This window comes from Rhodococcus sp. SG20037 (genome assembly GCF_031763325.1).
GTDB classification, from domain to species: Bacteria; Actinomycetota; Actinomycetes; order Mycobacteriales; family Mycobacteriaceae; genus Rhodococcus_F; species Rhodococcus_F qingshengii.
Genome location: NZ_CP134497.1, coordinates 4,122,786 through 4,145,877 on the forward strand (window position 1 = coordinate 4,122,786; position 23,092 = coordinate 4,145,877).

17 protein-coding genes and 1 tRNA gene are annotated in these 23,092 nt (G+C 63.6%); 8 read left to right on the forward strand and 10 right to left on the reverse strand.

Translation table 11 applies throughout. The features are described from left to right. Positions 1 to 5: 5 nt before the first annotated feature. The 8 genes from prfA to argS all read right to left on the reverse strand — a co-directional run bounded on the left by prfA (position 6) and on the right by argS (position 10,785). Positions 6 to 1,085 (reverse strand): peptide chain release factor 1, encoded by a 1,080-nt coding sequence (gene prfA, locus RHP72_RS18860; protein WP_003941341.1) that lies wholly within the window; start codon positions 1,083 to 1,085, stop codon positions 6 to 8. A 146-nt stretch (positions 1,086 to 1,231) separates the two neighbouring features. Next, positions 1,232 to 1,468, reverse strand: coding sequence for a 50S ribosomal protein L31 (gene rpmE, locus RHP72_RS18865; RefSeq protein ID WP_003941310.1), 237 nt, complete (start codon positions 1,466 to 1,468; stop codon positions 1,232 to 1,234). 226 nt (positions 1,469 to 1,694) lie between these two features. Next, positions 1,695 to 3,833, reverse strand: coding sequence for a transcription termination factor Rho (gene rho / locus RHP72_RS18870; RefSeq protein ID WP_007726195.1), 2,139 nt, complete (start codon positions 3,831 to 3,833; stop codon positions 1,695 to 1,697). 503 nt (positions 3,834 to 4,336) lie between these two features. Then, positions 4,337 to 5,281, reverse strand: a complete 945-nt coding sequence (thrB, locus tag RHP72_RS18875; RefSeq protein ID WP_007726194.1) for a homoserine kinase — start codon at positions 5,279 to 5,281, stop codon at positions 4,337 to 4,339. Between the two features lie 44 nt (positions 5,282 to 5,325). Then, entirely contained in the window at positions 5,326 to 6,408 is a 1,083-nt protein-coding gene (gene thrC, locus RHP72_RS18880; protein ID WP_003941280.1) for a threonine synthase, read from the reverse strand. Further along, positions 6,405 to 7,718, reverse strand: a complete 1,314-nt coding sequence (locus tag RHP72_RS18885; protein ID WP_007726192.1) for a homoserine dehydrogenase — start codon at positions 7,716 to 7,718, stop codon at positions 6,405 to 6,407. The genes thrC and RHP72_RS18885 overlap by 4 nt, the downstream gene beginning before the upstream one ends. Beyond that, on the reverse strand, positions 7,715 to 9,136 hold the full coding sequence (lysA, locus tag RHP72_RS18890; protein ID WP_003941384.1) for a diaminopimelate decarboxylase: 1,422 nt from the start codon (positions 9,134 to 9,136) through the stop codon (positions 7,715 to 7,717). Before lysA ends, RHP72_RS18885 begins: the two co-directional genes overlap by 4 nt. Next, positions 9,133 to 10,785 (reverse strand): arginine--tRNA ligase, encoded by a 1,653-nt coding sequence (argS, locus tag RHP72_RS18895; protein WP_003941360.1) that lies wholly within the window; start codon positions 10,783 to 10,785, stop codon positions 9,133 to 9,135. The genes lysA and argS overlap by 4 nt, the downstream gene beginning before the upstream one ends. 216 nt (positions 10,786 to 11,001) lie before the next feature. Between argS and RHP72_RS18900 the strand changes: the two genes are divergently transcribed. Both RHP72_RS18900 and RHP72_RS18905 read left to right on the forward strand, forming a co-directional pair. Further along, entirely contained in the window at positions 11,002 to 11,829 is an 828-nt protein-coding gene (locus RHP72_RS18900) for a DUF3105 domain-containing protein (RefSeq protein WP_003941378.1), read from the forward strand. Further along, complete coding sequence (locus RHP72_RS18905; protein ID WP_311093683.1) at positions 11,822 to 12,541, forward strand: DUF305 domain-containing protein; 720 nt, start codon at positions 11,822 to 11,824, stop codon at positions 12,539 to 12,541. The genes RHP72_RS18900 and RHP72_RS18905 overlap by 8 nt, the downstream gene beginning before the upstream one ends. A 55-nt stretch (positions 12,542 to 12,596) precedes the next feature. On the opposite strand, the gene RHP72_RS18910 is transcribed toward RHP72_RS18905, so the two are convergent. Then, entirely contained in the window at positions 12,597 to 14,966 is a 2,370-nt protein-coding gene (locus tag RHP72_RS18910; protein WP_063316876.1) for a phosphoketolase, read from the reverse strand. 243 nt (positions 14,967 to 15,209) lie between these two features. On the opposite strand from RHP72_RS18910, the gene RHP72_RS18915 reads away from it, so the two are divergent. The 4 genes from RHP72_RS18915 to RHP72_RS18930 all read left to right on the forward strand — a co-directional run bounded on the left by RHP72_RS18915 (position 15,210) and on the right by RHP72_RS18930 (position 19,638). After that, a tRNA-Arg gene (locus RHP72_RS18915) sits at positions 15,210 to 15,285 on the forward strand. An 89-nt stretch (positions 15,286 to 15,374) separates the two neighbouring features. Continuing rightward, positions 15,375 to 16,301, forward strand: coding sequence for a LysR substrate-binding domain-containing protein (locus RHP72_RS18920; protein ID WP_030537328.1), 927 nt, complete (start codon positions 15,375 to 15,377; stop codon positions 16,299 to 16,301). A gap of 128 nt (positions 16,302 to 16,429) precedes the next feature. Then, positions 16,430 to 17,758, forward strand: coding sequence for an MFS transporter (locus RHP72_RS18925; RefSeq protein ID WP_063316877.1), 1,329 nt, complete (start codon positions 16,430 to 16,432; stop codon positions 17,756 to 17,758). A gap of 2 nt (positions 17,759 to 17,760) precedes the next feature. Further along, positions 17,761 to 19,638, forward strand: coding sequence for an FAD-dependent monooxygenase (locus tag RHP72_RS18930; RefSeq protein ID WP_063316931.1), 1,878 nt, complete (start codon positions 17,761 to 17,763; stop codon positions 19,636 to 19,638). 73 nt (positions 19,639 to 19,711) lie between these two features. Here the strand turns inward: RHP72_RS18930 and RHP72_RS18935 are convergent, their stop codons facing one another. Further along, positions 19,712 to 21,241: an MFS transporter gene (locus RHP72_RS18935; RefSeq protein ID WP_311093684.1), complete on the reverse strand. Its 1,530-nt coding sequence runs from the start codon at positions 21,239 to 21,241 to the stop codon at positions 19,712 to 19,714. 85 nt (positions 21,242 to 21,326) lie between these two features. Between RHP72_RS18935 and RHP72_RS18940 the strand changes: the two genes are divergently transcribed. Further along, positions 21,327 to 21,704, forward strand: coding sequence for a MarR family winged helix-turn-helix transcriptional regulator (locus RHP72_RS18940; protein ID WP_003941367.1), 378 nt, complete (start codon positions 21,327 to 21,329; stop codon positions 21,702 to 21,704). Between the two features lie 233 nt (positions 21,705 to 21,937). Continuing rightward, entirely contained in the window at positions 21,938 to 23,089 is a 1,152-nt protein-coding gene (locus RHP72_RS18945) for a N(5)-(carboxyethyl)ornithine synthase (RefSeq protein WP_042445537.1), read from the forward strand. Positions 23,090 to 23,092 lie beyond the last annotated feature (3 nt).

Below are 23,092 nucleotides of genomic sequence, written 5' to 3' on the forward strand. Positions count from 1 at the left end.
TGCATCTACTCGGCCGCGAGACGCGCCTCTCGGTCCGCCTTGCCCAATGCATCGAGAAGTGCGTCGAGCTCACCGTCGAGCACCGCGTCGAGGTTGTGCGACTTGAATCCGATGCGGTGATCGGTGATGCGGTTCTCGGGGAAGTTGTAGGTGCGGATGCGCTCCGAACGGTCCACCGTCCGAACCTGACTCTGGCGACCTGCCGACGCTTCAGCGTCCGCGGCTTCCTCGGCGACTACCTGCAAACGGGCTGCAAGGACCTGCATGGCGCGCGCCTTGTTCTGGAGCTGCGAACGCTCGTTCTGGCAGGTGACGACGATGCCGGTCGGAAGGTGCGTGATTCGGACAGCAGAGTCGGTCGTGTTGACGCCCTGACCGCCCTTGCCGGACGAACGGTAGACGTCGATACGCAGGTCACTTTCGTCGATCTGGACCTGCTCGACCTCTTCGGGCTCCGGGTAGACCAGAACGCCGGCAGCCGAAGTGTGAACGCGCCCCTGGGATTCGGTGACGGGCACTCGCTGGACGCGGTGAACGCCGCCCTCGAACTTCAGCCGCGCCCACACTCCGTCCGGGGTGTCCGACTTGCTCTTGATCGACAGCGTGGCTTCCTTGTATCCGCCGAGATCGGAGACCGTCGCGTCGAGAATCTCGACGCGCCAGCCATGCCGTTCCGCGTAGCGGACGTACATGCGGGCCAGGTCCGAGGCGAAGAGCGCGGATTCTTCGCCGCCCTCACCGGACTTCACTTCGAGGACGATGTCGTCGCCGTCATGCGGATCACGCGGCGCCAACTGATCGGTAAGCGTCTGCTCGAGCTGCGCGACCTCGGCTTCGAGATCGGGGATCTCGGCGGCGAAGCTGGAATCGTCGGCGGCTAGTTCGCGCGCGGCTTCCAGATCGTCCTGCGCAGCGGTGAGCTTGTTGTACGTCGACATGATCGGCGAGAGCTCGGAGAACCGCTTACCGACGCGCCTGGCAGCGGCAGGGTCGTTGTGCAGCGCCGGATCGGACATCTGTGCTTCGAGACCGGCGTGCTCCGCCAAGATGTCGTCGATGGCCGAGGGCTGGGTTGCGCCTGCCATGGTTCGCTCCGCTCTGAGTTTCGATTCCTACGGTGCGCGCTTGAAGGTATTTCGACGCCGGGACCCGGGAAACGCGCAAACCGAGTGCAGGCACAAAAAAGCCGACGCCCGATCTGCGCATGGCAGATCGGGCGTCGGCGGAACAGCTAGGACTCGGTGGCCGGGACCTTGCTGTCTGCGCGCTTGCCGTAGCGAGCCTCGAAGCGAGCGACGCGTCCACCGGTGTCGAGAATCTTCTGCTTGCCCGTGTAGAACGGGTGGCACTGCGAGCAAACCTCGACGTTGATGCGTCCGGACTCCTTGGTGCTGTGGGTCTCGAACGTGTTACCGCAACCGCAGACGACGGTGGTCGCTACGTAGGTTGGGTGGATTCCTGCCTTCATGGTGTCCCTTTCAATGGTCGCCGGGTCGACGTCGCCAATCGACATCGTGAACCGGAACCGGACTCGGCCGTTCAGTATGCCAGATGCGGTACCTCACCGGATAATCCGCGTCTCGCACGCCTCGGGGTGGCTGTACGAAGTTGTCAACGCACTGCCCCTCGGTTTTGTTCCGCCCACGCAAAAGGCCCACAACCAGCTGGTTGTGGGCCTTTTGACGTCGAATCGATCAGTCGTCGATCGCACCCGGTGCGGTCTTGGAGACCTGCATCAGGAACTCGAGGTTGTTCTTGCTCTTCTTCAGTCGATCGATCAGCAGATCGATGGCCTGATGCGAGTCCAGACCGGACAGGACGCGACGGAGCTTGTGCAGCACCGCAGCTTCGTCCGGGCTCAGGAGCAACTCGTCCTTACGCGTGCTGGACGGGTTGACGTCCACGGCCGGGAACACGCGGCGTTCGGCGATCTTGCGATCGAGCTTGAGCTCGGCGTTGCCGGTGCCCTTGAACTCTTCGAAGATCACGGTGTCGCCGGTGGATCCGGTCTCGACCATTGCGGTAGCGATGATGGTGAGCGATCCACCGTTCTCGATGTTGCGGGCAGCACCGAGGAAACGCTTCGGCGGGTAGAGCGCCGTCGAGTCGACACCACCGGAGAGGATGCGTCCCGACGCCGGCGAGGAGTTGTTGTACGCACGACCCAGACGCGTGATGGAGTCGAGCAGTACGACGACGTCCTTACCCATCTCGACCAGGCGCTTCGCACGCTCGATTGCCAGCTCGGCAACTGCGGTGTGATCTCCCGGCGGGCGGTCGAAGGTGGAGGAAATGACCTCACCCTTCACGCTGCGCTGCATGTCGGTCACTTCCTCGGGACGCTCGTCCACGAGGATGACCATCAGGTAGCACTCAGGATTGTTGGTGGCGACGGCATTCGCGATCGCCTGCAACACGCTGGTCTTACCGGCCTTGGGCGGGCTCACGATGAGGGCGCGCTGGCCCTTACCGATGGGCATCACCAGGTCGATGACACGCGTGGTGAGAATGTGCTGCTCGGTCTCGAGGCGCAGACGCTGGTTCGGGTACAGCGGCGTGAGCTTGTTGAACTCGGGGCGCTTCTTCGCGGCCTCGACGTCGCCGCCGTTGACCGTGTCGATACGGACCAGCGGGTTGAACTTCTGACGCTGGCTGCCCTGCTCACCGTCACGCGAGACGCGGACGGCACCGGTGATGGCGTCGCCACGGCGAAGGCCGTTCTTGCGGATCAGGTTCATGGAGACGTAGACGTCGTTGGGACCGGCGAGGTACCCGGACGTACGCACGAAGGCGTAATTGTCGAGGACGTCGAGGATGCCGGCGACCGGCTGCAGGACGTCGTCCTCACGAATCTCGGTCTCGCGTGAATCGTTGGGTGCGCCACCCTCACCGCGGTCACGACCACGGCCACGGCGCTCGCGGAAACGGCGTCCGCGGCGTCCGCGTCCACCCTCTTCGTCGTCGTCCGGCCCGTTGTTGCGGTTGTCCGTGCGAGGACCGGCGTTGTTCTGGCCGGCGTTGTTCTGATTGCCGCGATCCTGACGGTCCTGGCGATCCTGGCGATCCTGGTTGCCCCGGTTGCCCTGGTTCTCGCGCTGGCCCTGGTTGTCCCGCTGGCCCTGGTTGTCCCGGTTTCGCTCGCGGCGGGGACGCTCGTTGCCCTGCTCGGCGGGAGCCTGATCAGCGTCGGACTTGCCCTCGGTGCGCGCAGGACGCTCGGCCGGAGCCTCGGCCTTGGCGGTCTCGGCGACCTTCGAAGAATCGGCGGCCTTCGCGGTGTCCGCGTCGGACTTCACCGAAGGAGCTTCCTGCTCGATGCTCAGTTCGCCCTGGTCGGGTGAACCTGCACGACGAGCGGCGCCACGACGCTGACGTCCGCGACGGGGTGCGCTCTGATCGGAATCCTCGGCGGATTCCGTACGCGCAGGCGCGGCCTCGGCAGGAGCCGACTCGGCTGCCGGAGCTGTTTCGGCTGCGGGGGTTTCGGTGCGTGCGGCGCGAGTGCTCTTGGCACGAGTGCGCGCAACGGGTGCGTCGTCGAGAGTGAGTTCACTCTGTGCGGGTGCAGCCTTTGCGCTGCCGCCCTGGCGCTCCTTGATGGCTGCGATCAGATCACCCTTGCGCATGCCGGAAGTGCCTTTGATGCCCAGTTCACCCGCAAGAGTGCGGAGTTCGGTGAGCACCATGCCGGAGAGTCCGGCACCACGGCGCGTTTCGGCACGCTTCGTGGAGGTCGCCACCGCACCGTTCGATGCTGAAGATGACGCCTGAGAATTGTCGCCTGATTCCGACCCGGCGGGTGCAGAAGTGGCGATGAGGTCCGTATCGGTCACGGAGGTCCTTTCCTTCCCTCACTCGCACTGCGCAAAGTCGAGGGTTCGTCCCGCAGTTCGATTGAATACCGAACTCGGTGGTGCCGTACGTGGTTGCTGTCCAGAACTGCCGGCTTGTCCGCCGTCACATGATTGTCGGAAACTCTCGCCTCAAACTTTTCATGCGCTCGCAAACCTGCCCAACGCGCCTTCGTCGACGATTCACTCCCCCGTGTGTTGAACCCCAGAGTGATGGAACCTCTGAGTGTTCGATCCGCGGAGGATTCAAACCTTCGGAGAAGGTACAAGCGTGAGGATCATGCCTGCGAGAATCATGCCAAGGACTGTGGACCCCGATTGGGAAGGAGTTTTGCCCCCTGGTGATGCACCGGCGACTGACGCGCACGATGTACGGACATAGCCCAGGATAGCGCCCAAACCTGAGTCCGGCAAGAATTTGGACGACTGGGTGTGTCAGTTCACTACCGATCGGTAGTGGGCGATCACCAGGACCAAGGCAGGGATCAGACCGTCGTCGTGGATACTTCGACGCCGTCGGCGATGTCCAATTCGAGCACACGTAGTCCGTCTGCCCGCGCCGCTTCCGCGAGTTCGACGGGGAAAGGTTCTGTGCTGAGCGCCAACACGGTGGGGCCGGCTCCCGAAACGGTCGCAGCAATACCCGCCTCGCGCAGGATCCCGATCCATCGCGTCGTGAGCGGAAGCGCGGGTGCGCGCTGTGCCTGATGCAGGCGATCCTCGGTGGCCGCCATCAACAGATCGGGCCGAGCAGTGAGCGCAACGACGGCGAGCGCGCTGCGGCTCGCGTTGAACGAGGCATCCTGGTGCGGAACCAATTCGGGCAGGAGCCCGCGAGTGTGTGCGGTGGACGACCGCTCCTCGGGAACCAGTGCCACAGCACGGATGTCGGGATGGACGTCGAGTTTGGCCGCGGAGTAGATCGGCTCGTCGCCTTCGACGGCCGGTGGGCAACTCCACGAGACGACTGCGCCACCGAGAACACTGGCAGACGCGTTGTCCGGGTGACCTTCGAACTCGGACGAGAGTTGAACCAACTGCTCTTCCGTCAAGCCGATCTCGGCATCGAGAGCGCGCGCCAGACCGTTGGCTGCTGCCAATCCACCGACAGCCGCGGAAGCCGAGGATCCCAACCCGCGCGAATGTGGAATCGCGTTGCGGCACAACACGTCCAGGCCACTGGCCCACACTCCGGCCGCCTCGAGACCACGCTCGATGGCGCGGACCACGAGATGCGAAGGACCCCAGGGCACGTCGGCAGCGCCTTCACCTTCGACGCGAATCTGAAGGCCTGAATCCGTTGTGGTGACCACGATTTCGTCGTACAACCCCAACGCCAGACCGAGGGTGTCGAACCCCGGCCCCAAGTTTGCACTCGAGGCCGGGACGCGAGCAGTCACCGAAAGGCCGATAGGCAGGGTTATAGTCATGTCAGACACCGGATTCCGCGGAGTGGTCGATGAATCCACGGACACTATGCAAGCTCGAGGGCAGCCGCGACGGCAACGGGATCGACACCGATCGGCTCGACGTTCGGCATACCCTTCAAAGCCGTGTCAGGATCCTTGAGACCGTTACCGGTCACCGTGCACACGACGGTCAGGCCCGGCTCGAGCCAGCCCTCTGCACGTGCGGCGAGCAGGCCGGCGACGCTGGCTGCCGACGCCGGTTCGACGAAGACGCCCTCGGTGGCGGCGATCAGACGGTAAGCCTCGAGGATCTTCTCGTCGGTGGCGGCACGGAATGCACCGTTCGACTCTTCCTTCGCGGCGACAGCGCCGTTCCAGGAAGCGGGAGAACCGATTCGGATTGCCGTGGCGATGGTTTCGGGATCCTTGACGGGTGCACCGTTGACCAGCGGAGCCGCTCCGGCTGCCTGGACGCCGAGCATGCGGGGCTTGACCGTGGTCAGACCGTCCGCGTAGTACTCGGAGTATCCGCGCCAGTACGCGGTGATGTTACCGGCGTTTCCGACCGGGAGTGCGTGCACGTCGGGAGCCTTGCCGAGGACATCCATGATCTCGAATGCCGCGGTCTTCTGGCCTTCGATCCGCACCGGGTTGACCGAGTTGACGAGACCGATGGTGGGGAATTCGGCCGTGGTCTTGCGTGCCAGCTCGAGGCAGTCGTCGAAGTTGCCCTGGACCTGAATGATCTTGGCGCCGTGCATGACTGCCTGCGCAAGCTTGCCCATGGCGATCTTGCCCTGCGGGATGAGCACGGCGCAGGTCATGCCGGCCTTGGCTGCATACGCAGCGGCCGAGGCGGAGGTGTTGCCGGTGGACGCGCACAGAACTGCGCGCTGGCCACGGGCCAAGGCGTCGGTGACGGCCATCGTCATGCCGCGGTCCTTGAAGGAACCGGTGGGGTTGAGGCCCTCGACCTTGAGGTAGACGTCGCAGCCGGTGATCTCGGAGAGGTGGCCGGCCGGCAGGAGCGGGGTGCCGCCTTCGCGCAGGGTGACGGTCTTCCAGTTGTCACCGATCGCGAGACGGTCCCGGTATGCCTCGATGAGACCCGGCCATGCCTTGTGGACGGGGTTGACGATGCCGGTCATTGTTCAGTGCCTTCCAGTCGCAGCACGCTGGTCACAGCGGTGACGAATTCGAGTTCGTTGAGGGCCGCCACGGTCTCGGAGAGAGCCGCGTCGGTTGCTACATGAGTGACGACCACCAGACGCGCGCCGGCGCCGGCGCCCTCCTGGCGGACTACGGAGATGCTCACGCCGTGCTTGGCGAACTCGGCGGCGACTGCGGACAGCACACCTTCCTTGTCCGCGACCTCCATGTTCACGTAGTAGCGCGTGAGGATGTCGCCCATCGGGGCGACCTTGAGCTTGGCGTACTTGGACTCGCGGGGGCCGCGGCCGCCGTGAACCTTGTTGCGCGCAGCCATCACCAGGTCACCCATCACCGCGGAAGCGGTGGGGGCGCCGCCTGCGCCCTGGCCGTAGAACATGAGCCGGCCGGCGTTCTCTGCTTCCACGACAACGGCGTTGAACGCGCCGTTGACCGAGGCCAGCGGATGGCTGAGCGGAACCAGCGCCGGGTACACGCGAGCGGAAATCCGCTCCTTGCCCTTGGGCGTGACGATGCGCTCGCAGATCGAGAGCAACTTGATCGTGCAGTCGAGTGCCTTCGCCGACGCCAGGTCGGCGGAGGTGATCGTGGAGATTCCTTCGCGGTACACGTCCGCGGCAGTGACGCGGGTGTGGAACGCGATCGACGCGAGGATCGCTGCCTTCGCCGCGGCGTCGTAGCCTTCGACGTCCGCGGTCGGGTCGGCTTCCGCGTATCCGAGGCGTCCGGCTTCGGCGAGGGTCTCTTCGTAGTCGGCGCCGGTCTCGTCCATCGCGGAGAGGATGAAGTTGGTGGTGCCGTTCACGATTCCGGCGACCTTGTTGACACGGTCTCCGGCTAACGACTGTGTGAGCGGGCGGATCACGGGGATCGCGCCGGCAACAGCGGCCTCGAAGTACAGGTCGACAGAGTTGGCCTCTGCAGCCTCCGCCAATTCACCGGTGTGGTCCGCGAGCAGCGCCTTGTTGGCGGTCACGACCGACTTGCCGGAGTTGAGCGAAGAGAGAATCAGCTTGCGAGGGAGCTCGATTCCGCCGATCACCTCGACCACGATGTCGACGTCGTCACGACCGACCAGGGACTCGGCGTCCGTCGTCTGCAGTTCCTCGGGAATTCCGCGGTCCGAGCCGATACGGCGGACGGCAACCCCCCGCAGTTCCAACGGGGCGCCGACGCGAGCTTCGAGTTCCTCGGCCTGCTCACGAATGATCCGGACGACCTCGCTCCCGACGTTGCCGAGGCCGAGAACGGCCACACCGATAGCGCGATGCGCCGATTCGCTCGTCACTGCGATACCTCCAAGCTGAGCAGATCTTCCACTGTTTCCCTCCGCAGAATCACGCGTGAGACTCCGTCACGCACCGCCACCACGGCTGGGCGGGTGAGCAGGTTGTACCTGCTCGACATCGAATAGCAGTATGCACCGGTCGCTGCTACCGCTAGTAAATCACCGGGCCCGACGTCCTCGGGCATCCAGGTGTCCCGAATGACCACGTCACCGGACTCGCAGTGCTTACCGACGATACGTGCAACGACGGGATCAGCCTCGGAAGTTCGCGAAACCAACTTGGCTTCGTACTCCGCACCGTAGAGGGACGTGCGGATGTTGTCGCTCATCCCGCCGTCGACGCTGATGTAGCGGCGTGTCAGCGAGCTACCCACCGTGACGTCCTTGATGGTGCCGACCTCGTAGAGCGTCACCGTGCCAGGTCCGGCGATGGCGCGGCCGGGTTCGACGGCAAGCGTCGGCTCCGGCAATCCGGCCAGTGCGGACTCGTTGCGCACGATGTGGCCGAGCTTTGCTGCCAGTTCGTCGACGGGCGGCGGGTCGTCGGAGGGGATATACGAGATCCCCATGCCGCCGCCGAGATCGATGATCGAAATCTGCTTGGTCTTCTCGACTCCGAACTCGGTGACGACGTCGCGGAGCAAACCGATCACGCGGTGCGCTGCCACCTCGAAACCGTCGACGTCGAAGATCTGCGAACCGATGTGGCTGTGCAGGCCGACCAGTCGCAAGTTGTCGGCAGCGAAGACGCGACGGACTGCGTCGATCGCCGCTCCCCCGGCCAGCGAGAAACCGAACTTCTGGTCCTCGTGTGCGGTGGAGATGAATTCGTGGGTATGCGCTTCGACGCCGACGGTCAGTCGGATCAACACGTCCTGAACGACACCGGCCTCACCGGCGACACGATCGAGTCGGTCGATCTCGATCGACGAGTCGAGCACGACGTGTCCGACGCCCGCGGCGACACCAGCGGCCAGTTCGGCGACTGACTTGTTGTTGCCGTGCATGGCAATTCGCTCGGCCGGGAAGTCCGCGTGCAACGCGATCGCCAGTTCGCCGCCGGAGCAGACGTCGAGCGAGAGGCCTTCGTCGGCGACCCAGCGTGCGATCTCGCCACAGAGGAATGCCTTGGATGCGTAGTGCACCTTGGCATCCGGGCCGAAGGCGCGGGCCATGTCACGGCAGCGCGAGCGGAAGTCGTCCTCGTCGATGACGAACAGCGGGGTGCCGTACTTCTCGGCAAGTTCACCGACCTTGACACCCGCGAGGGTCACTTCACCGTCGTCGCCACGAGAAGCGTTGCGCGGCCACACCTGCGGTGAGAGTTCGCCGAAGGCTTCGGGGCTGGTCGGACGGTCGGGCAAGCCGGGGGCCTGCAACTGCTCGGCGTGCTTGGGGCCGGCGGGGTGCGCGTTCACATTTGCTCCGGTGCGGTGACGCCGAGCAGTTCGAGACCGTTGGCCAGGACCTGTCGGGTGGCGGCGCAGAGAGCCAGACGCGCGCGGTGCACGTCGGTGGCGTCTTCGTCGCCTTGCGGAAGGATGCGGCACGCGCCGTAGAAGCGGTGGTACGCACCCGCGAGTTCTTCGAGGTAGCGGGCAATACGGTGCGGCTCACGCAGATTCGCAGCGCTCGACACGACGCGTGGGTACTCGCCGATCGTGCGGATGAGGTCACCCTCCTGCTCGACGGTGAGCAGGGCGAGGTTGCTCGCGTCGGCGGACAGACCGAGGTCTGCGGCGTTGCGAGCGATCGCCGAGAGGCGTGCGTGCGCGTACTGCACGTAGTAGACGGGGTTCTCGCTGCTGGTCTTGGTCCACAGGTCGAGGTCGATGTCGATGCTCGAGTCGACCGACGAGCGGATCATGACGTAACGCGAGGCGTCGACGCCGATTGCCTCGACCAGGTCGTCGAGGGTGATGACGGTGCCTGCACGCTTGCTCATCTTGACGGCAGTGCCGTCCTTGACGAGGTTGACCATCTGGCCGATCAGCACCTCGACGGTGTCCGGATCGTCGCCGAATGCGGCAGCGGCAGCCTTGAGACGGCCGATGTAACCGTGATGGTCGGCGCCGAGCATGTAGATACAGAGGTCGAACCCACGGGCGCGCTTGTTCTGGAAGTAGGCGATGTCACCGGCGATGTAGGCGGCGTTGCCATCGCTCTTGATGACGACGCGGTCCTTGTCGTCGCCGTAGTCGGTGCTCTTGAGCCACCACGCACCGTCTTCGTGGAAGAGGTTGCCCGAACCCTTGAGGGATTCGACGGCCTTCTCGACCGCACCGGATTCGAAGAGCGAGTTCTCGTGGAAGTAGACGTCGAAGTCGACGCCGAAGTCGTGCAGGGTCTGCTTGATGTGCGTGAACATCAATTCGACGCCGATGGCGCGGAAGGTTTCCTGCTGCTCGTCGGCAGGCAGATCCATGACGTCGGGACGCTGCTTCAGAACCGAGGCGGCGATGTCGGCGATGTATGCACCGGCGTAACCGTCTTCGGGAGCAGGTTCACCCTTCGCTGCAGCGATCAGCGAACGCGAGAAGCGGTCGATCTGGGCACCGTGATCGTTGAAGTAGTACTCACGTGTTACCAAACCACCCTGCGCGGACAGAATGCGTCCGAGCGCGTCTCCGACTGCGGCCCAACGGGTTCCACCGAGGTGAATCGGTCCGGTGGGGTTGGCGGAGACGAATTCGAGGTTGATCTTCTTGCCGGCGAGGGAGTCACCCGAGCCGTACGACGCACCGGCTTCGAGAACCGACACGACGATCGCGCCCTGGGCGTCCTTGTCCAACCGAATGTTGAGGAAGCCGGGCCCGGCGATCTCGGCGGATTCGATTCCGTCGGCAGCGGTGAGGGCTTCGGCGATCCAGCCCGCCAGCTCGCGGGGATTCGTGCCGACCTTCTTGGCTACCTGCATGGCAATGTTGGTGGCGTAATCGCCGTGCTCGGGGTTGCGTGGTCGCTCGACGGTGAGGGTTTCGGGTAGCACGGATACGTCGAGGCCACGATCGGCAAGGACGCTCGCTGCGGTTCCGCGGAGCAGTTCGGCAAGGTCAGCTGGAGTCACAGGTATTCATCCTATTGCCTGCACACCGGAAGTGGAGACTCGCCTCACGCCTCGCTCTCCGTGAACGTGCGCGGGGCCGCTGTGGCGTGTCGCACGCCACTCTCAAAGTTTGCCCTCAGACTCGGAAAGTACAGTGGTAATGCCCGAGCTACCACCGCGTACCTTCATGCGCGGGCGCGCCACACCTCAAGCCCACACACCGAAAGAGCCCAATCGATGCCAAGCGGTTCCGATAGTCGCGGTCCCAACAAGAACTCCGGGGCCAAATCAGCCAAGGCCATCAAGGCCGCCAACAAGAACAGTCGGCCGGCCAAGAAGGGCAAGGGCGGCGTCCCCGCTCCCCGCCAGATCCCCTGGCTGTCGATCGGCGCCGGTGTGGCTGTGCTCGCACTCATCGCCGTGCTCGGTATCAATCTGTGGCCCAAGGTCGAGGAGCGGCAGGCCCTTGAGCCGTACAAGTACAGCTCCGAGAACAAGGATCCGTCCGACAAGATCGACGGCGTCCTCAAGATCGAGTACCCGGCCGGCCAGCACGTCGATTCCACTCAGCGCGTGGCGTACGACCAGACCCCGCCGTTCGGTGGCCCGCACGACGCCACCTGGGCTAACTGCACCGGAACCGTGTACGCCGACCCGATTCGCACCGAGAACGCCGTCCACTCGCTCGAGCACGGCGCCATCTGGATCACGTACAACCCCGATCTCGTCGACCAGGACCAGATCGACAGTCTCGCCGGACGCGTGAACGGCAAGTCCTACATGCTGATGTCGCCGTACCCCGGTCAGAGCAGCCCCATTTCTCTGCAGTCGTGGGGCCATCGCCTCGAGATCGACAAGGCCGACGACGATCGCATCGATCAGTTCATCACTGCGCTGAACCAGAACCCGAACGTCTACCCCGAGGTCGGCGCGAGCTGCACCAACCCGCTGTTCACTCCGTCGACGTCGCCGTTCGATCCGACACCTCCGGGCGCCGACGCCATCCAGATGGACGGCACGGGCGCTACCCCGGCCACCGACGAACAGATTCCCGCCGGTGGATAGTTCGACGAACACCGATCAGTCTTCGAAGCCGAGTCAGCGCACCGCACTGCTGATCATCGGTCTGATCGGCGCGATCGCCGTCGGTTTTGCGCTCGGCGCACTGACCAACCTCCTCGGACCCGATGCGAAGTCGTCACTGACCGTTCCGGCTTCGGATTCGGTGGACGTGGGCTTCGCGCAGGACATGAGCGTGCATCACAGCCAGGCCGTCGACATGGCGTCCATCGCCCTGACGAAGTCCACGGACAACGACGTACGCACGCTGGCGTTCGACATCTTGACCACGCAGCAGAACCAGCTCGGTCAGATGCAGGCGTGGCTGACCATGTGGGATCAGCCGCTGTCCAAGGTGGGCCCGTACATGGAGTGGATGTCGTCGGATTCGGGCTCCGGCCATGGATCGCACGGGACTTCGGCCACGATGGACATGAGTCATTCCGGGCCGGTCCACACCATGCCCGGCATGGCGTCCCCCGAGGACCTTGCGGCTCTCCGCGCAGCGGAAGGTCTGCAACTCGACACTTTGTTCCTGCAGCTGATGCTTCGTCACCACGAAGGTGGGCTTCCGATGATGGAGTACGCAGCAGCCGACGCCACCGAGGGGCCGGTGCGCAGCCTGGCGCAGACGATGGTCAACACGCAGCAGAGCGAGTCCAAGCTGATGACCGACATGTTGGCAGCTCGCGGCGCAGTGCCACTGCCCATGAACTGAGCAGAACTGAACTGAGCCGAGAATGTTCAGACCCAACTGGGCCTGGTCCTGAATTTCAGGACCAGGTCCAGTTTTCTACTTCCGGCATGTCTTCGAGGTGCTCGACGATGTAACGCGAGTGCTTTTCGAGTTGTGTGCGGCAGAACTCCGCCAACTCGGACGCCCCGGCCGGCCGACGCTTGGAGCGTCGTAGCGCCTCGATCACCAGGTGGTAGCGGCTCATCTTGTTGAGGACGACCATGTCGAACGGTGTTGTGGTTGTTCCCTGTTCACTGAATCCGCGAACGTGGAAGCGCTCGGGACTCGGACGCCCGTGAATCAGTTCGTGCACGGCACGCGAGTATCCGTGGAATGCGAACACGACGTCGGTCTGCGCGGAGAACAGATCGAGGAAGACCCGCTCCCCGAATCCGTGGGGATGCTCGGTTGGCGTCAGCAAGGCCATCAGATCGACGACGTTGACGACGCGGGTGATCAGTTCGGGTGTGTGATCGCGCAGCAACTGTGCAGCAGCCAGGATCTCCTGCGTCGGCACATCTCCCGCGGCGGCCAGGACCACGTCCGGTTCCTGTCCGCGAGCCTCGGTTCCGGCCCATTCCCAGACCGAAGCGCCCGCCGCGCAGTGCTCGTGCGCTTGCTCGAGCGTGAGGTACTGCAGGTGCGGTTGCTTGTCCACGACTATCAGGTTGACGTGGTCGGTACTACGCAGGCAGTGATCCGAGATCGAGAGCAACGTGTTGGAATCCGGCGGCAGCCACACGCGGATCACACTGGGTGCCAAGGGAATAACGGCGTCGATCATGCCGGGGCCCTGATGACTGAATCCGTTGTGGTCGTTGCGCCAGCACGTACTGGTCAACAGCACGTTGAGCGAAGCAACAGACGCCCGCCACGGCAGGTCGACGGCATGTTGGAGCCACTTGGCGTGCTGGATGAGCATCGACACGCTCACCATCGCAAATGCTTCGTAGCTCGCGAACATCCCGTGTCGGCCCGACAGCAGATAGCCCTCGAGCCAACCCTCGCAGAGGTGCTCGCTGAGGACCTCCATGACACGACCGTCCGCGGACAGCCCGTCGTCGTAGTCGGTGATCGGCAGTTGCCAGCAGCGATCGGTTGTCTCGAATACGGCGCCGAGGCGATTGCTAGCCGTCTCGTCCGGACAGAAGAGTCGGAAGATCCCGCCGCTGTCCTCGGTTTCCGTGGCGGCGTAGATGTCGCGCAGAAGCTCGCCGAGCACTCGCGTCGTCTCGTGGAAGGTCGAACCCGGCGATTGGATGGGAAGCGCGTACTTTTCGAGCGGCGGCATCGGGAGATCGACGCGAAGTCGTCCACCGTTCGCGTAGGGAGTGCTCCCCATGCGCTTGTCCCCCGTCGGCGAGAGCGCCGCCAGTTCCGCGGCCAGTGATCCGTTGGCGTCGAACAACTCGTCCGGACGGTACGACCGCATCCACTCTTCGAGTTGCCGCAGATGCGATTCGGTGGTTCGCACGCCGGACAACGGCACCTGGTGCGCACGATGTGTGCCCTCGACCAAAATTCCGTCGACGGTGTGTGGACCGGTCCATCCTTTTGGCGTCCGCAACACGATTGCCGGCCACGAACCCGTCCACTCCTCTCCGCGGCGTGCGGCACCCTGCATCTCGCGGATCTTCTCGTGCGCCTGCGAGATCGCTTGATACAGCTGAGGAAACACCGCGTCGGGGTCGTCACCGGAGACGACGATCGGCGCCCACCCCTGTCCACCAAGATAGGCCTGGATGTCTTCGTCGCTGCTGCGTCCGTAGACCGTCGGCCCGGCGATCTTGGCACCGTTCACGTGCAGGATCGGCAACACCGCGCCGTCGCGTCGTGGATTCAGGAACGCCGGGAGCTTCCACGAACCGGACAACGGCCCGGTCTCCGCTTCGCCGTCGCCGATCACACAGGCCACCACGAGGTTCGGATGATCGAAGGCAGCGCCGGCCGCATGGGCAAGGGCGTAGCCGAGTTCGCCGCCTTCGTGGATGCTTCCGGGTGTCTGCACACTCACATGGCTGGGCACTCCGCCGGGAGCGGAGAATCGCCGACACATCCGGTGGATGCCCTCGGCGTCGTCCGAGACTTCCGGATAGATCTCCGAGTACGTTCCCTCGAGATACGTCGACGCGACCAGCGCCGGACCGCCGTGCCCGGGACCGGTCACGTAAAGCCAGTCTGCGCCGGTGGCGACGATGTGCCGATTGAGGAGCGTGTAGATCATCGACAAGCCGGGGCTGGTCCCCCAGTGCCCGAGCAGTCGGGGCTTGATGTGCTCGGCACGCAACGGTTCCCGCAGAAGCGTGTTGTCCTTCAGATAGATCTGCGCGACGGTCAGGTAGTTGGCCGCTGCCCACCACTTCAGGTCGAGCGCGAGCTGGTCTTCGGAATAGTGGTGATCGGTCATCAACGACTCCCGTACCTCACGAGGGTGCCCGAGCAGTCCGCCCGAGCCTGTGCTCAGAGCCGAGCCTAGGCGTAAAAAGCATCCGAGTCAGTCGGTACAGATGATTCGACGACCATGGTCCCCGGCCGCATCCTCGACTACCTCACGCGAGGACGCCATGCCGAGACGGGTGCCGGTTTGGTCTTGTCCCCCCGTGATGCGCTACGCTAACGCAGCCCAATCGGCACACCGAAAGTTCGGTGCGCCCCCGTAGCTCAGGGGATAGAGCGTTCGCCTCCGGAGCGAAAGGTCGCAGGTTCGAATCCTGCCGGGGGCACCACGAAGACGCAGGTCAGCGATTGATCGTCGACCTCTTCACGGTGCCACACCAAAATATTCAGGGCAATCTACCCGACTACTGTCGATCTCATGCCTCGCATCGATCCTGCTCCCACGTACACGATGCGTCAGCTTGCTGCGTTTGTCGCGGTAGCCGAGACCGGAACGATCAGTGCCGCGGCCGAGCGCCTGCACCTCTCTCCTTCCGCCCTGTCCGCGGCGCTCACCGAACTCGAACGCGCGCTCAAAGTTCAACTGTGCGTTCGCCGTCGCTCATTCGGCATTCAACTGACCCGCACCGGTGAATCCGTTCTGGTGCGCGCCCGGGCGCTACTTCAGCAAGCCGGGGAACTCGAATCCGATGCGCTCGGAACCGGCGGAAGCGTATCGGGGCCCATCGCGATCGGCTGTTATCCCGCTCTGGGGCCGACGGTGTTGCCGTCGATGATCGCCGGGTTCACCCGTGAGAATCCTGACGCGCAGGTGGAGTTCCGCGAGGACACTCAGAATCGGCTCCAGACACATCTCGAGAACGGCGAGTTGGACCTCGCAATCGCTTACGACCTGGACCTGTCTCCACAATTGCGCACAGTTCCGTTGGCCATCCGCGAACCCTTGATCGTCCTGGGTGCAGAACACCCACTCGCGCGGTCCGAGCGACCGATCCATCTTCCGGACCTCGCGGAACACCCGATGGTTCTCCTCGACGCGCCGCCGAGCACCAAACACGCGCTCGACGTCTGTCGCGCAGGCGGATTCGCCCCGAAGGTTGCCTACAGAACTGCGAACTTCGAGACGGCGCGGGCATTTGTCGGCCGTGGCCTCGGCTGGACGCTGCTACTCCAGCGGCCCAAGATCGACGTCACGTACGAGGGGCTCGAGGTGGTCGTCAAGACCATCGCTTCCCCCGCCGTGCCGTCGGTGCACGTAGTTCTCGCTTGGCACCAGAACACTCGCCTCAGCCGCGTCGCACGCGCTTTCATAGAATTCGTTTCACCCTCAGAACCTGCCCAATAGTCCCGCTACCAGGCAGCGGAGCTGGTTCCACGTATTTTCCGTGCAAGAACCTCCATTTCTTTCGCTTTTCAATTGTTGTGGCGCACGTCATTGTTTCTTCAAGCCACATTCATCTCGAAAGGCACTTCATGACCTCCATCGCCTCACCGACCGCAACGCGCGCCGCCGCGACGGTCAAGGCGCGTAAGGCCGCCCTCGGCAGCTTTGTCGGCACCGCCATCGAGTGGTACGACTTCTTCATCTACGGCACCGCCGCCGCACTCGTGCTCGGCAAGCAGTTCTTCCCCGGCACGTCCGATCTGGCCGGCACCCTCGCCGCCTTCGCCACCCTCGCCGTCGGATTCGTCGCGCGTCCCATCGGCGGAATCGTGATGGGCCACTTCGGCGACCGCATCGGACGCAAATCCATGTTGGTCACCTCGTTGATGCTGATGGGCTGCGCCACCGTTGCCATCGGGCTGCTACCCAACTACGCCGCTATCGGCGTCTTTGCCCCCATACTCCTGGTGACCTTGCGATTCGTTCAGGGACTCGGTGTCGGCGGCGAGTGGGGCGGCGCAGTTCTGGTCGCCACCGAAAACGCACCGGAGGGCAGGAAGGGGCTGTACGGCAGCGCACCACAAATCGGTGTTCCCGCAGGAGTACTGGTGGCCAATCTCGTCTATCTCCCCCTCGCCGCCTTCATGGACGACGATGCATTCAACTCCTGGGGATGGCGAATCCCGTTCCTGCTCAGCGCAGTTCTGGTGGGCGTTGCGATGTGGATCCGTCTCGGCCTCGAGGAAAGTGACGAGTTCACCGCGTCCAAGTCCGAGGCACCGGCGGAGTCCATGCCGATTCTCGAGGTTCTCACCAGACACTGGAAGACTGTGCTCCTCGCCGGTGGAACCTTCATAGCCACCAACGGAATCGCGTACGCGTACATGGTTTACGTCCTCAAGTACGGCGAGACCGAACTCGGCTTCAGCAAGACCACGATGCTCTTTCTTCTCATCGCATCCTGCCCGTTCTGGATGGCGGGAATGGCTTTCAGCGCTCACAAGTCGGACACTCTCGGACGCCGGACCGTCTACATCCGCAGTTCGATCACCCTGGTAGTGGCGGCAGCGGTGTTCTTTCCGCTGATCGACACAGCGATCGTTCCGGTGATGCTCGTATCGATGATCGCCCTCGGCTTCACGCTCGGCTGCTGCGCCGGCCCACAAGCGGCACTGTTCGCCGAATTGTTTCCCGCACACATCCGCTACAGCGGAGCGTCACTCGGCTACCAGATCGGCGCAATCCTCGGCGGCGGTCTGGCCCCGATGATCGCCACCGCGCTCTACGCCGCCTTCGGCACCTCGTTCGCCATCACCGCCTACTTCGTGATCATTGCCGTGATCAGCCTGGTTTCCATCCTGCTGCTCCCGGAACCTCAATTGATCCCGAAAAACACTGCCGCACAGAAAGCCTCGTGACCATGTCGACCTACTTTCATCCGAAGAAGTACGCACCCGAGGACTTCGCCTCCCTGGCGCCTTCGGCCGACGCACTTCCCGTCGTGATCGTCGGAGCCGGCCCAGTCGGCATGGGCGTAGCCATGGGCTTGGCGCAGCGCGGCATTGCCGTCACGATTCTCGAAGCGGCCGATCAGGTCTCGTTCGGCAGTCGCGCGATCTGCGTGTCACGCCACAGCCTCGAAGTTGCCGAACGCCTCGGCTTCGGTGCCGAGCTCGAAGACATCGTTCTGCCGTGGGTGGGTGGTCGGAGTTACTACCGCGATCAGGAAGTACTGCAGTTCCGCATGGCATCCGCCGAGCACGACGCGCGTGGACCCATGGTCAACGTCTCGCAATCAGAGTTCGAGCAGATCATGACCGACAAGCTGCTCGCTCACCCACTGGTGAACTTCCACTGGTCGTCGTCGATCGCCGGCATCTCCGTCGGTGACGACGAGGTGACTCTGACCGTCGACACCGCGTTCGGAACCCGCGAACTGCGCGCGGCGTGGGTCGTTGCCGCCGATGGTGGACGCAGCAAGATGCGCGAACTCAGCGGAATCCGCTTGCAGGGCAACAGCTACGAGGGCAACTACGTCATTGCCGACATTCATTGGGAATCGGAACTCCCGGCCGAGCGCCTGGTGTGGTTCGACGCACCCAGCAACCCGGGGTCCACGATCATCATGCATCGCCAACCACGGGACATCTGGCGCATCGACTACCAGCTCGACGCCTCGGACGATCCGGAAGCGGAGACGCAAGAAGATCGCATCCGTGACCGCATCACGCGTCACCTCGAATGGCTCCAGAGCGACATCCCCTGGACCCTGGAATGGTTCGGCTTCTACCGCGCCCACGCACTCGCTCTGGAAGATTTCACTCACGGCCGTGTGCTTTTTGCCGGCGACGCCGCGCATCTCGTTCCGATCTTCGGTGTTCGCGGCCTGAACTCGGGCATGGAAGACGCCGAGACCTTGGTGTGGCAACTAGCCGCCGTCATCAACGGAGCTGCCGATTCCACCATCCTCGACGCGTATTCGAAGGAACGTCGCAGCGCGTGGCAGCAGAACGTCGACAACGCAGGCAAGTCGACGCTCATCATGTCGCCGGGAAGTCACGGCTACCGGACCACCCGCGATGCCGTACTCGAAATCGCCACCAAGCGAAGCGAATTCGCGCACCTCATCAACCCGCGCCAGTCGAGTGCGACGCACGCCCGGCTCTCCCCGCTGACGTGGCCGACAGCTGCGGGCGCCGAGGGCGTACTACCCGGCGATCCGTTGGAAGACAGGGTCGTCCAGGTCTCGGCGGACGGTTCATCTACCTCCTTGAACAGTCTGCGCGGTACTGGATTCGGCCTGCTGGCTTTCGGACTGTCAGCTGAGCTGGTATCCGAACTCGACACGCAAGCCGAAATCCTTGCTCAGGCCCTTGCACCGGAAACCGTACGCGTGATCACCGTGGGAACTACCGACTCCACGGTTCCCGATGCCGAAGGCAATCTCGCATCTGCCCTCGGCGCTCGTGTCGGCGAAATCTTCGTGATTCGGCCCGACGGATTGGTGCTGTGCCGCATCAGCGATCCCACGCAATTGAACGACGTGGCCAAACACCTCACCGCCGGCACTGCGCCGACGCACTTCGATACGGCACAGTCGGCGACAACTGCGGTGGTCGACGACGAGGGCCACCGCGAACACGTCTGGTTGGCACTGTCGAATGCACTGGATCAGGCTGATCCGTCCGACCGCGAAGCCATGTTGGCGCGCCTTGCCTTGATTCTCGGTTCGCAAGCTACGTCGACGACCTTCGACGTAGCACTGAAAGACGCTGCCCTGAAATCTGCCACGCGATAGTTCAGACACAGCAACTCGGCCGCGCAGGATTGTCCCCTACGCGGCCGAGCGCATTCGCGGATGAAGCGAGTATTCAGTTGACCTCGGCCAATTCCTTTTCTTCCTCAGCGCGCATTTCACGCACGGATCTTCCCCGCTGCGACCTTCCACGTAACAGCGGCGAGACGGTGATCGCCAAGCCCACCAGCGCGACTCCGGTAACCAGGATCAGTCCGGGATGGAACTGCTCGAATCCGGCGGTACCGGCGCCGGACGCGGCGTGCGATCCAGCGGTTACGAGGGCAGTGGTGAGAGCGAGCACGAGCGCCGCACCGACCTGAGCGGAGGTGTTCACCAGCCCGGACGCCAAACCCTGCTCCGAGTCGTCGACACCCGAGGTGGCCTGGGCCATGATCGAGGTGTACCCCAGCGCGAATCCGAGTCCGAGCAGGATGACGCTCGGCAGAATCGCCACGACGTACGACGGTGAATCGCTGCCCGCGAAGAGGAACCAGAGGTACCCGACGCTGAGCGACGTCAGTGCCGCGATGATGAGCTTGGCACTGCCGTACAGGTCGACCAGCCGTCCGACGAACGGTGATCCGAAGGCGACGATGATGCCCGCGGGGAGCAGTGCCATCGCCATCTTCAGGGGCGACCAGCCGAGGGCCGACTGCAGGAAGATCGTCATCATGAACTGGAAGCTCAGGTAGGAACCGAAGAGCGCGATGATGGCCAGATTTGCACGAACGATAGTGCCGACGCGCAGAAGCCCAAGTCGCACAAGCGGATGCGCCACCTTCTTCTCCACGAAGAAGAACGTCGCCAGAAGCACGGCTGCGACGGCGAACGAACCCAGCGTCATCGGGTGTGCCCATCCACGGGTCGGAGCCGAAACCATCGTGTACACCGTGAGAAGCATTCCCGTCACCAGGGTGACGGCGCCGACGAGATCGTGTCCCCCGGTATCTGCGGGACGGTCCCGCGGAATGAGGAAGTACCCACCGATCAGCGCGATGACGGCAAACGGAACCGGCATCAGGAACGTGAATCGCCAACCGGCACTGGTCAACAGCCCACCGAGGATCAGACCGGACGAGTAACCACTGGCGCCGAACACGGAGAACACCGACAGCGCACGGTTACGGGCCGGACCTTCCTTGAACGTCGTGGTGAGAATGGACATTGCGGTCGGAGCGGTGAAGGCCGCGGCCAATCCCTTCACGAATCGTGATGCGATCAGCAGTGTTCCGTTGTCGACAAGGCCACCGACCAGCGAGGCGATTGCGAACACGGTCAGTGCGATCAGGAAGACCTTCCTGCGCCCGAGAAGATCGGCGGTACGTCCACCGAGTAGCAACAGGCCGCCGAATCCGAGGACGTAGCCGTTGATGATCCACTGCAGCGAGGTAGTGGACAGGCCCAGTTCATTGCCGATGGACGGAAGCGCGACGCCCACCATCGACACATCGAGACCGTCGAGGAACAACACGAGGCAGAGCACCGCGAGGATGCCCCACAGCTTGAGGGACCAGCCCTCCCCTGTGGCCGGATCCGAGGATTCCGTAGAAACCGGGGCGTCCGGCGAATCGAATGGTTTGAGTGTCGAGTCTGTGCAAGTCACGTCAGCGAGAATAGATGCACATGCACATAATGCACAAGCATTTAATGCAATTGCACGTAATCGAGTCTTCAACTAGAATGCGGTCGTGACGTCGGAATCCGAATTGCGCAACACCTGGCGCTCGCTGTCGACCAGCTACAACGACATCGCGTGCGAACTCGATCGCCAGATGCAGTCGGCGCATGGGCTGAGCATGAGCGACTTCGAGGCTCTCGACCGACTCATGGACGCCACGTGCGAACGTCCACGCATGCAGGAGCTTGCCTCGGAGATGTACCTGAGTCCCAGCGCGCTCTCCCGTAGCGTGGCCCGTCTCGAGAAGGCCGGACTGGTTCAGCGAGCACTGTGCGAGGCCGACCGGCGCGGAGTCTTCGTCGACGTCACCGACAAAGGACGTCAGGTACACGCGGACGCCAGCAAAATTCAACTGGCCGTACTGGATTCACGCCTGCGCGAGCAGTAGCCACACGTCAGCGGAGCACAACACAGCGCCCGGCCACCGGGCGAGGGCCGTTCCGGACTAGACTGAGCACATACCGACGCGCCTTTCTGTTGCCGTCGGCGATCGACAGCAGCGCAGCCAGCACGCTTTCACGCGGTCCTGGCCGAGGCAATCTGCCAGCGTTCCTGCGGCTTCTGCTAGTCCCTCAGGCTCCTGCCTGACATCTCTACCTGCTCCTATCGAGAGATACACAATTGAACAACGCACGCACCCTTGGAGTCATCGGACAGTCGAGCAAACCGGCAGAACGCCGGTTGCCGATCCATCCTGCGCATTTCGATCGCATCGATGCCGAACTACGTTCTCGGATCTACCTCGAAGAAGGCTACGGTCACCCCTTCGGCTACTCCGACGACTACCTCTCGCGCCTCGTTGCCGGAATCCGCACGCGCAAGCAGATTTTGGCGGAAACCGATGTGGTTCTGCTACCGAAGCCGTTGGTGCGTGACCTCGCCGAGCTACGATCAGGTCAGGTTCTCTGGGGCTGGCCGCACTGTGTCCAGGACACCGAACTGACACAGATCGCGATCGACAAGAAACTGACTCTCATCGCCTTCGAGGCCATGAACTTCTGGCACAGCGACGGATCGTTCAATCTGCATGTGTTCCACAAGAACAACGAGCTCGCCGGTTATTGCTCGGTACTGCACGCCCTGCAGTTGATCGGTTCCACCGGTGACTACGGCCGGCGTCTCACCGCTGCCGTGATCGGTTTCGGAGCCACTGCACGCGGCGCGGTCACAGCACTCAAGGCGCACGGTATCCACGAAGTGGACGTCCTCACCCAGCGTGGAGTCACCGCCGTCAGCTCCCCCATCCACTCGGCGCGCATGGTCTCGTTCGACAACAACAACGGTGACGTCCGTGGCAGCCACGTCATGCTCGACAACCACAGCGTGCCGGTGCCCGGCTTCTTGGCCGAGCACGACATCGTCGTCAACTGCGTACTGCAGAACACGGACGCCCCACTGACGTTCTTGACCGAGGAAGACCTCATGGACTTCCAACCCGGCAGCCTCATCGTCGACGTCTCGTGCGACGAAGGCATGGGGTTCAGCTGGGCTCGTCCCACCTCGTTCGCGGATCCGACCTTCATCGTCGGCGACAACATCACTTACTACGGCGTCGATCACAGCCCGTCGTACCTGTGGAACTCCGCGTCGTGGGAGATCAGCGAATCACTTCTTCCCTACCTGCCCACTGTGATGGCAGGAGAGACGGCCTGGAAGGCAGACGAGACCGTCGATCGGGCCATCGAAATCCGAGACGGCGTCATCGTGAATCCCGCCATCACACGTTTCCAGCACCGCTCGTCGGACTACCCGCACGCTTTCATCGCGGAGTAGGCG

Excerpts from the sequence above, each read along its gene's own strand:
- prfA (WP_003941341.1), bottom strand. The coding sequence starts at position 1,085 with ATGGCAGGCGCAACCCAGCCCTCGGCCATCGACGACATCTTGGCGGAG.
- rpmE (WP_003941310.1), bottom strand. The coding sequence starts at position 1,468 with ATGAAGGCAGGAATCCACCCAACCTACGTAGCGACCACCGTCGTCTGC.
- thrB (WP_007726194.1), bottom strand. The coding sequence starts at position 5,281 with ATGACTATAACCCTGCCTATCGGCCTTTCGGTGACTGCTCGCGTCCCG.
- thrC (WP_003941280.1), bottom strand. The coding sequence starts at position 6,408 with ATGACCGGCATCGTCAACCCCGTCCACAAGGCATGGCCGGGTCTCATC.
- RHP72_RS18900 (WP_003941378.1), top strand. The coding sequence starts at position 11,002 with ATGCCAAGCGGTTCCGATAGTCGCGGTCCCAACAAGAACTCCGGGGCC.
- RHP72_RS18910 (WP_063316876.1), bottom strand. The coding sequence starts at position 14,966 with ATGACCGATCACCACTATTCCGAAGACCAGCTCGCGCTCGACCTGAAG.
- RHP72_RS18920 (WP_030537328.1), top strand. The coding sequence starts at position 15,375 with ATGCCTCGCATCGATCCTGCTCCCACGTACACGATGCGTCAGCTTGCT.
- RHP72_RS18925 (WP_063316877.1), top strand. The coding sequence starts at position 16,430 with ATGACCTCCATCGCCTCACCGACCGCAACGCGCGCCGCCGCGACGGTC.
- RHP72_RS18930 (WP_063316931.1), top strand. The coding sequence starts at position 17,761 with ATGTCGACCTACTTTCATCCGAAGAAGTACGCACCCGAGGACTTCGCC.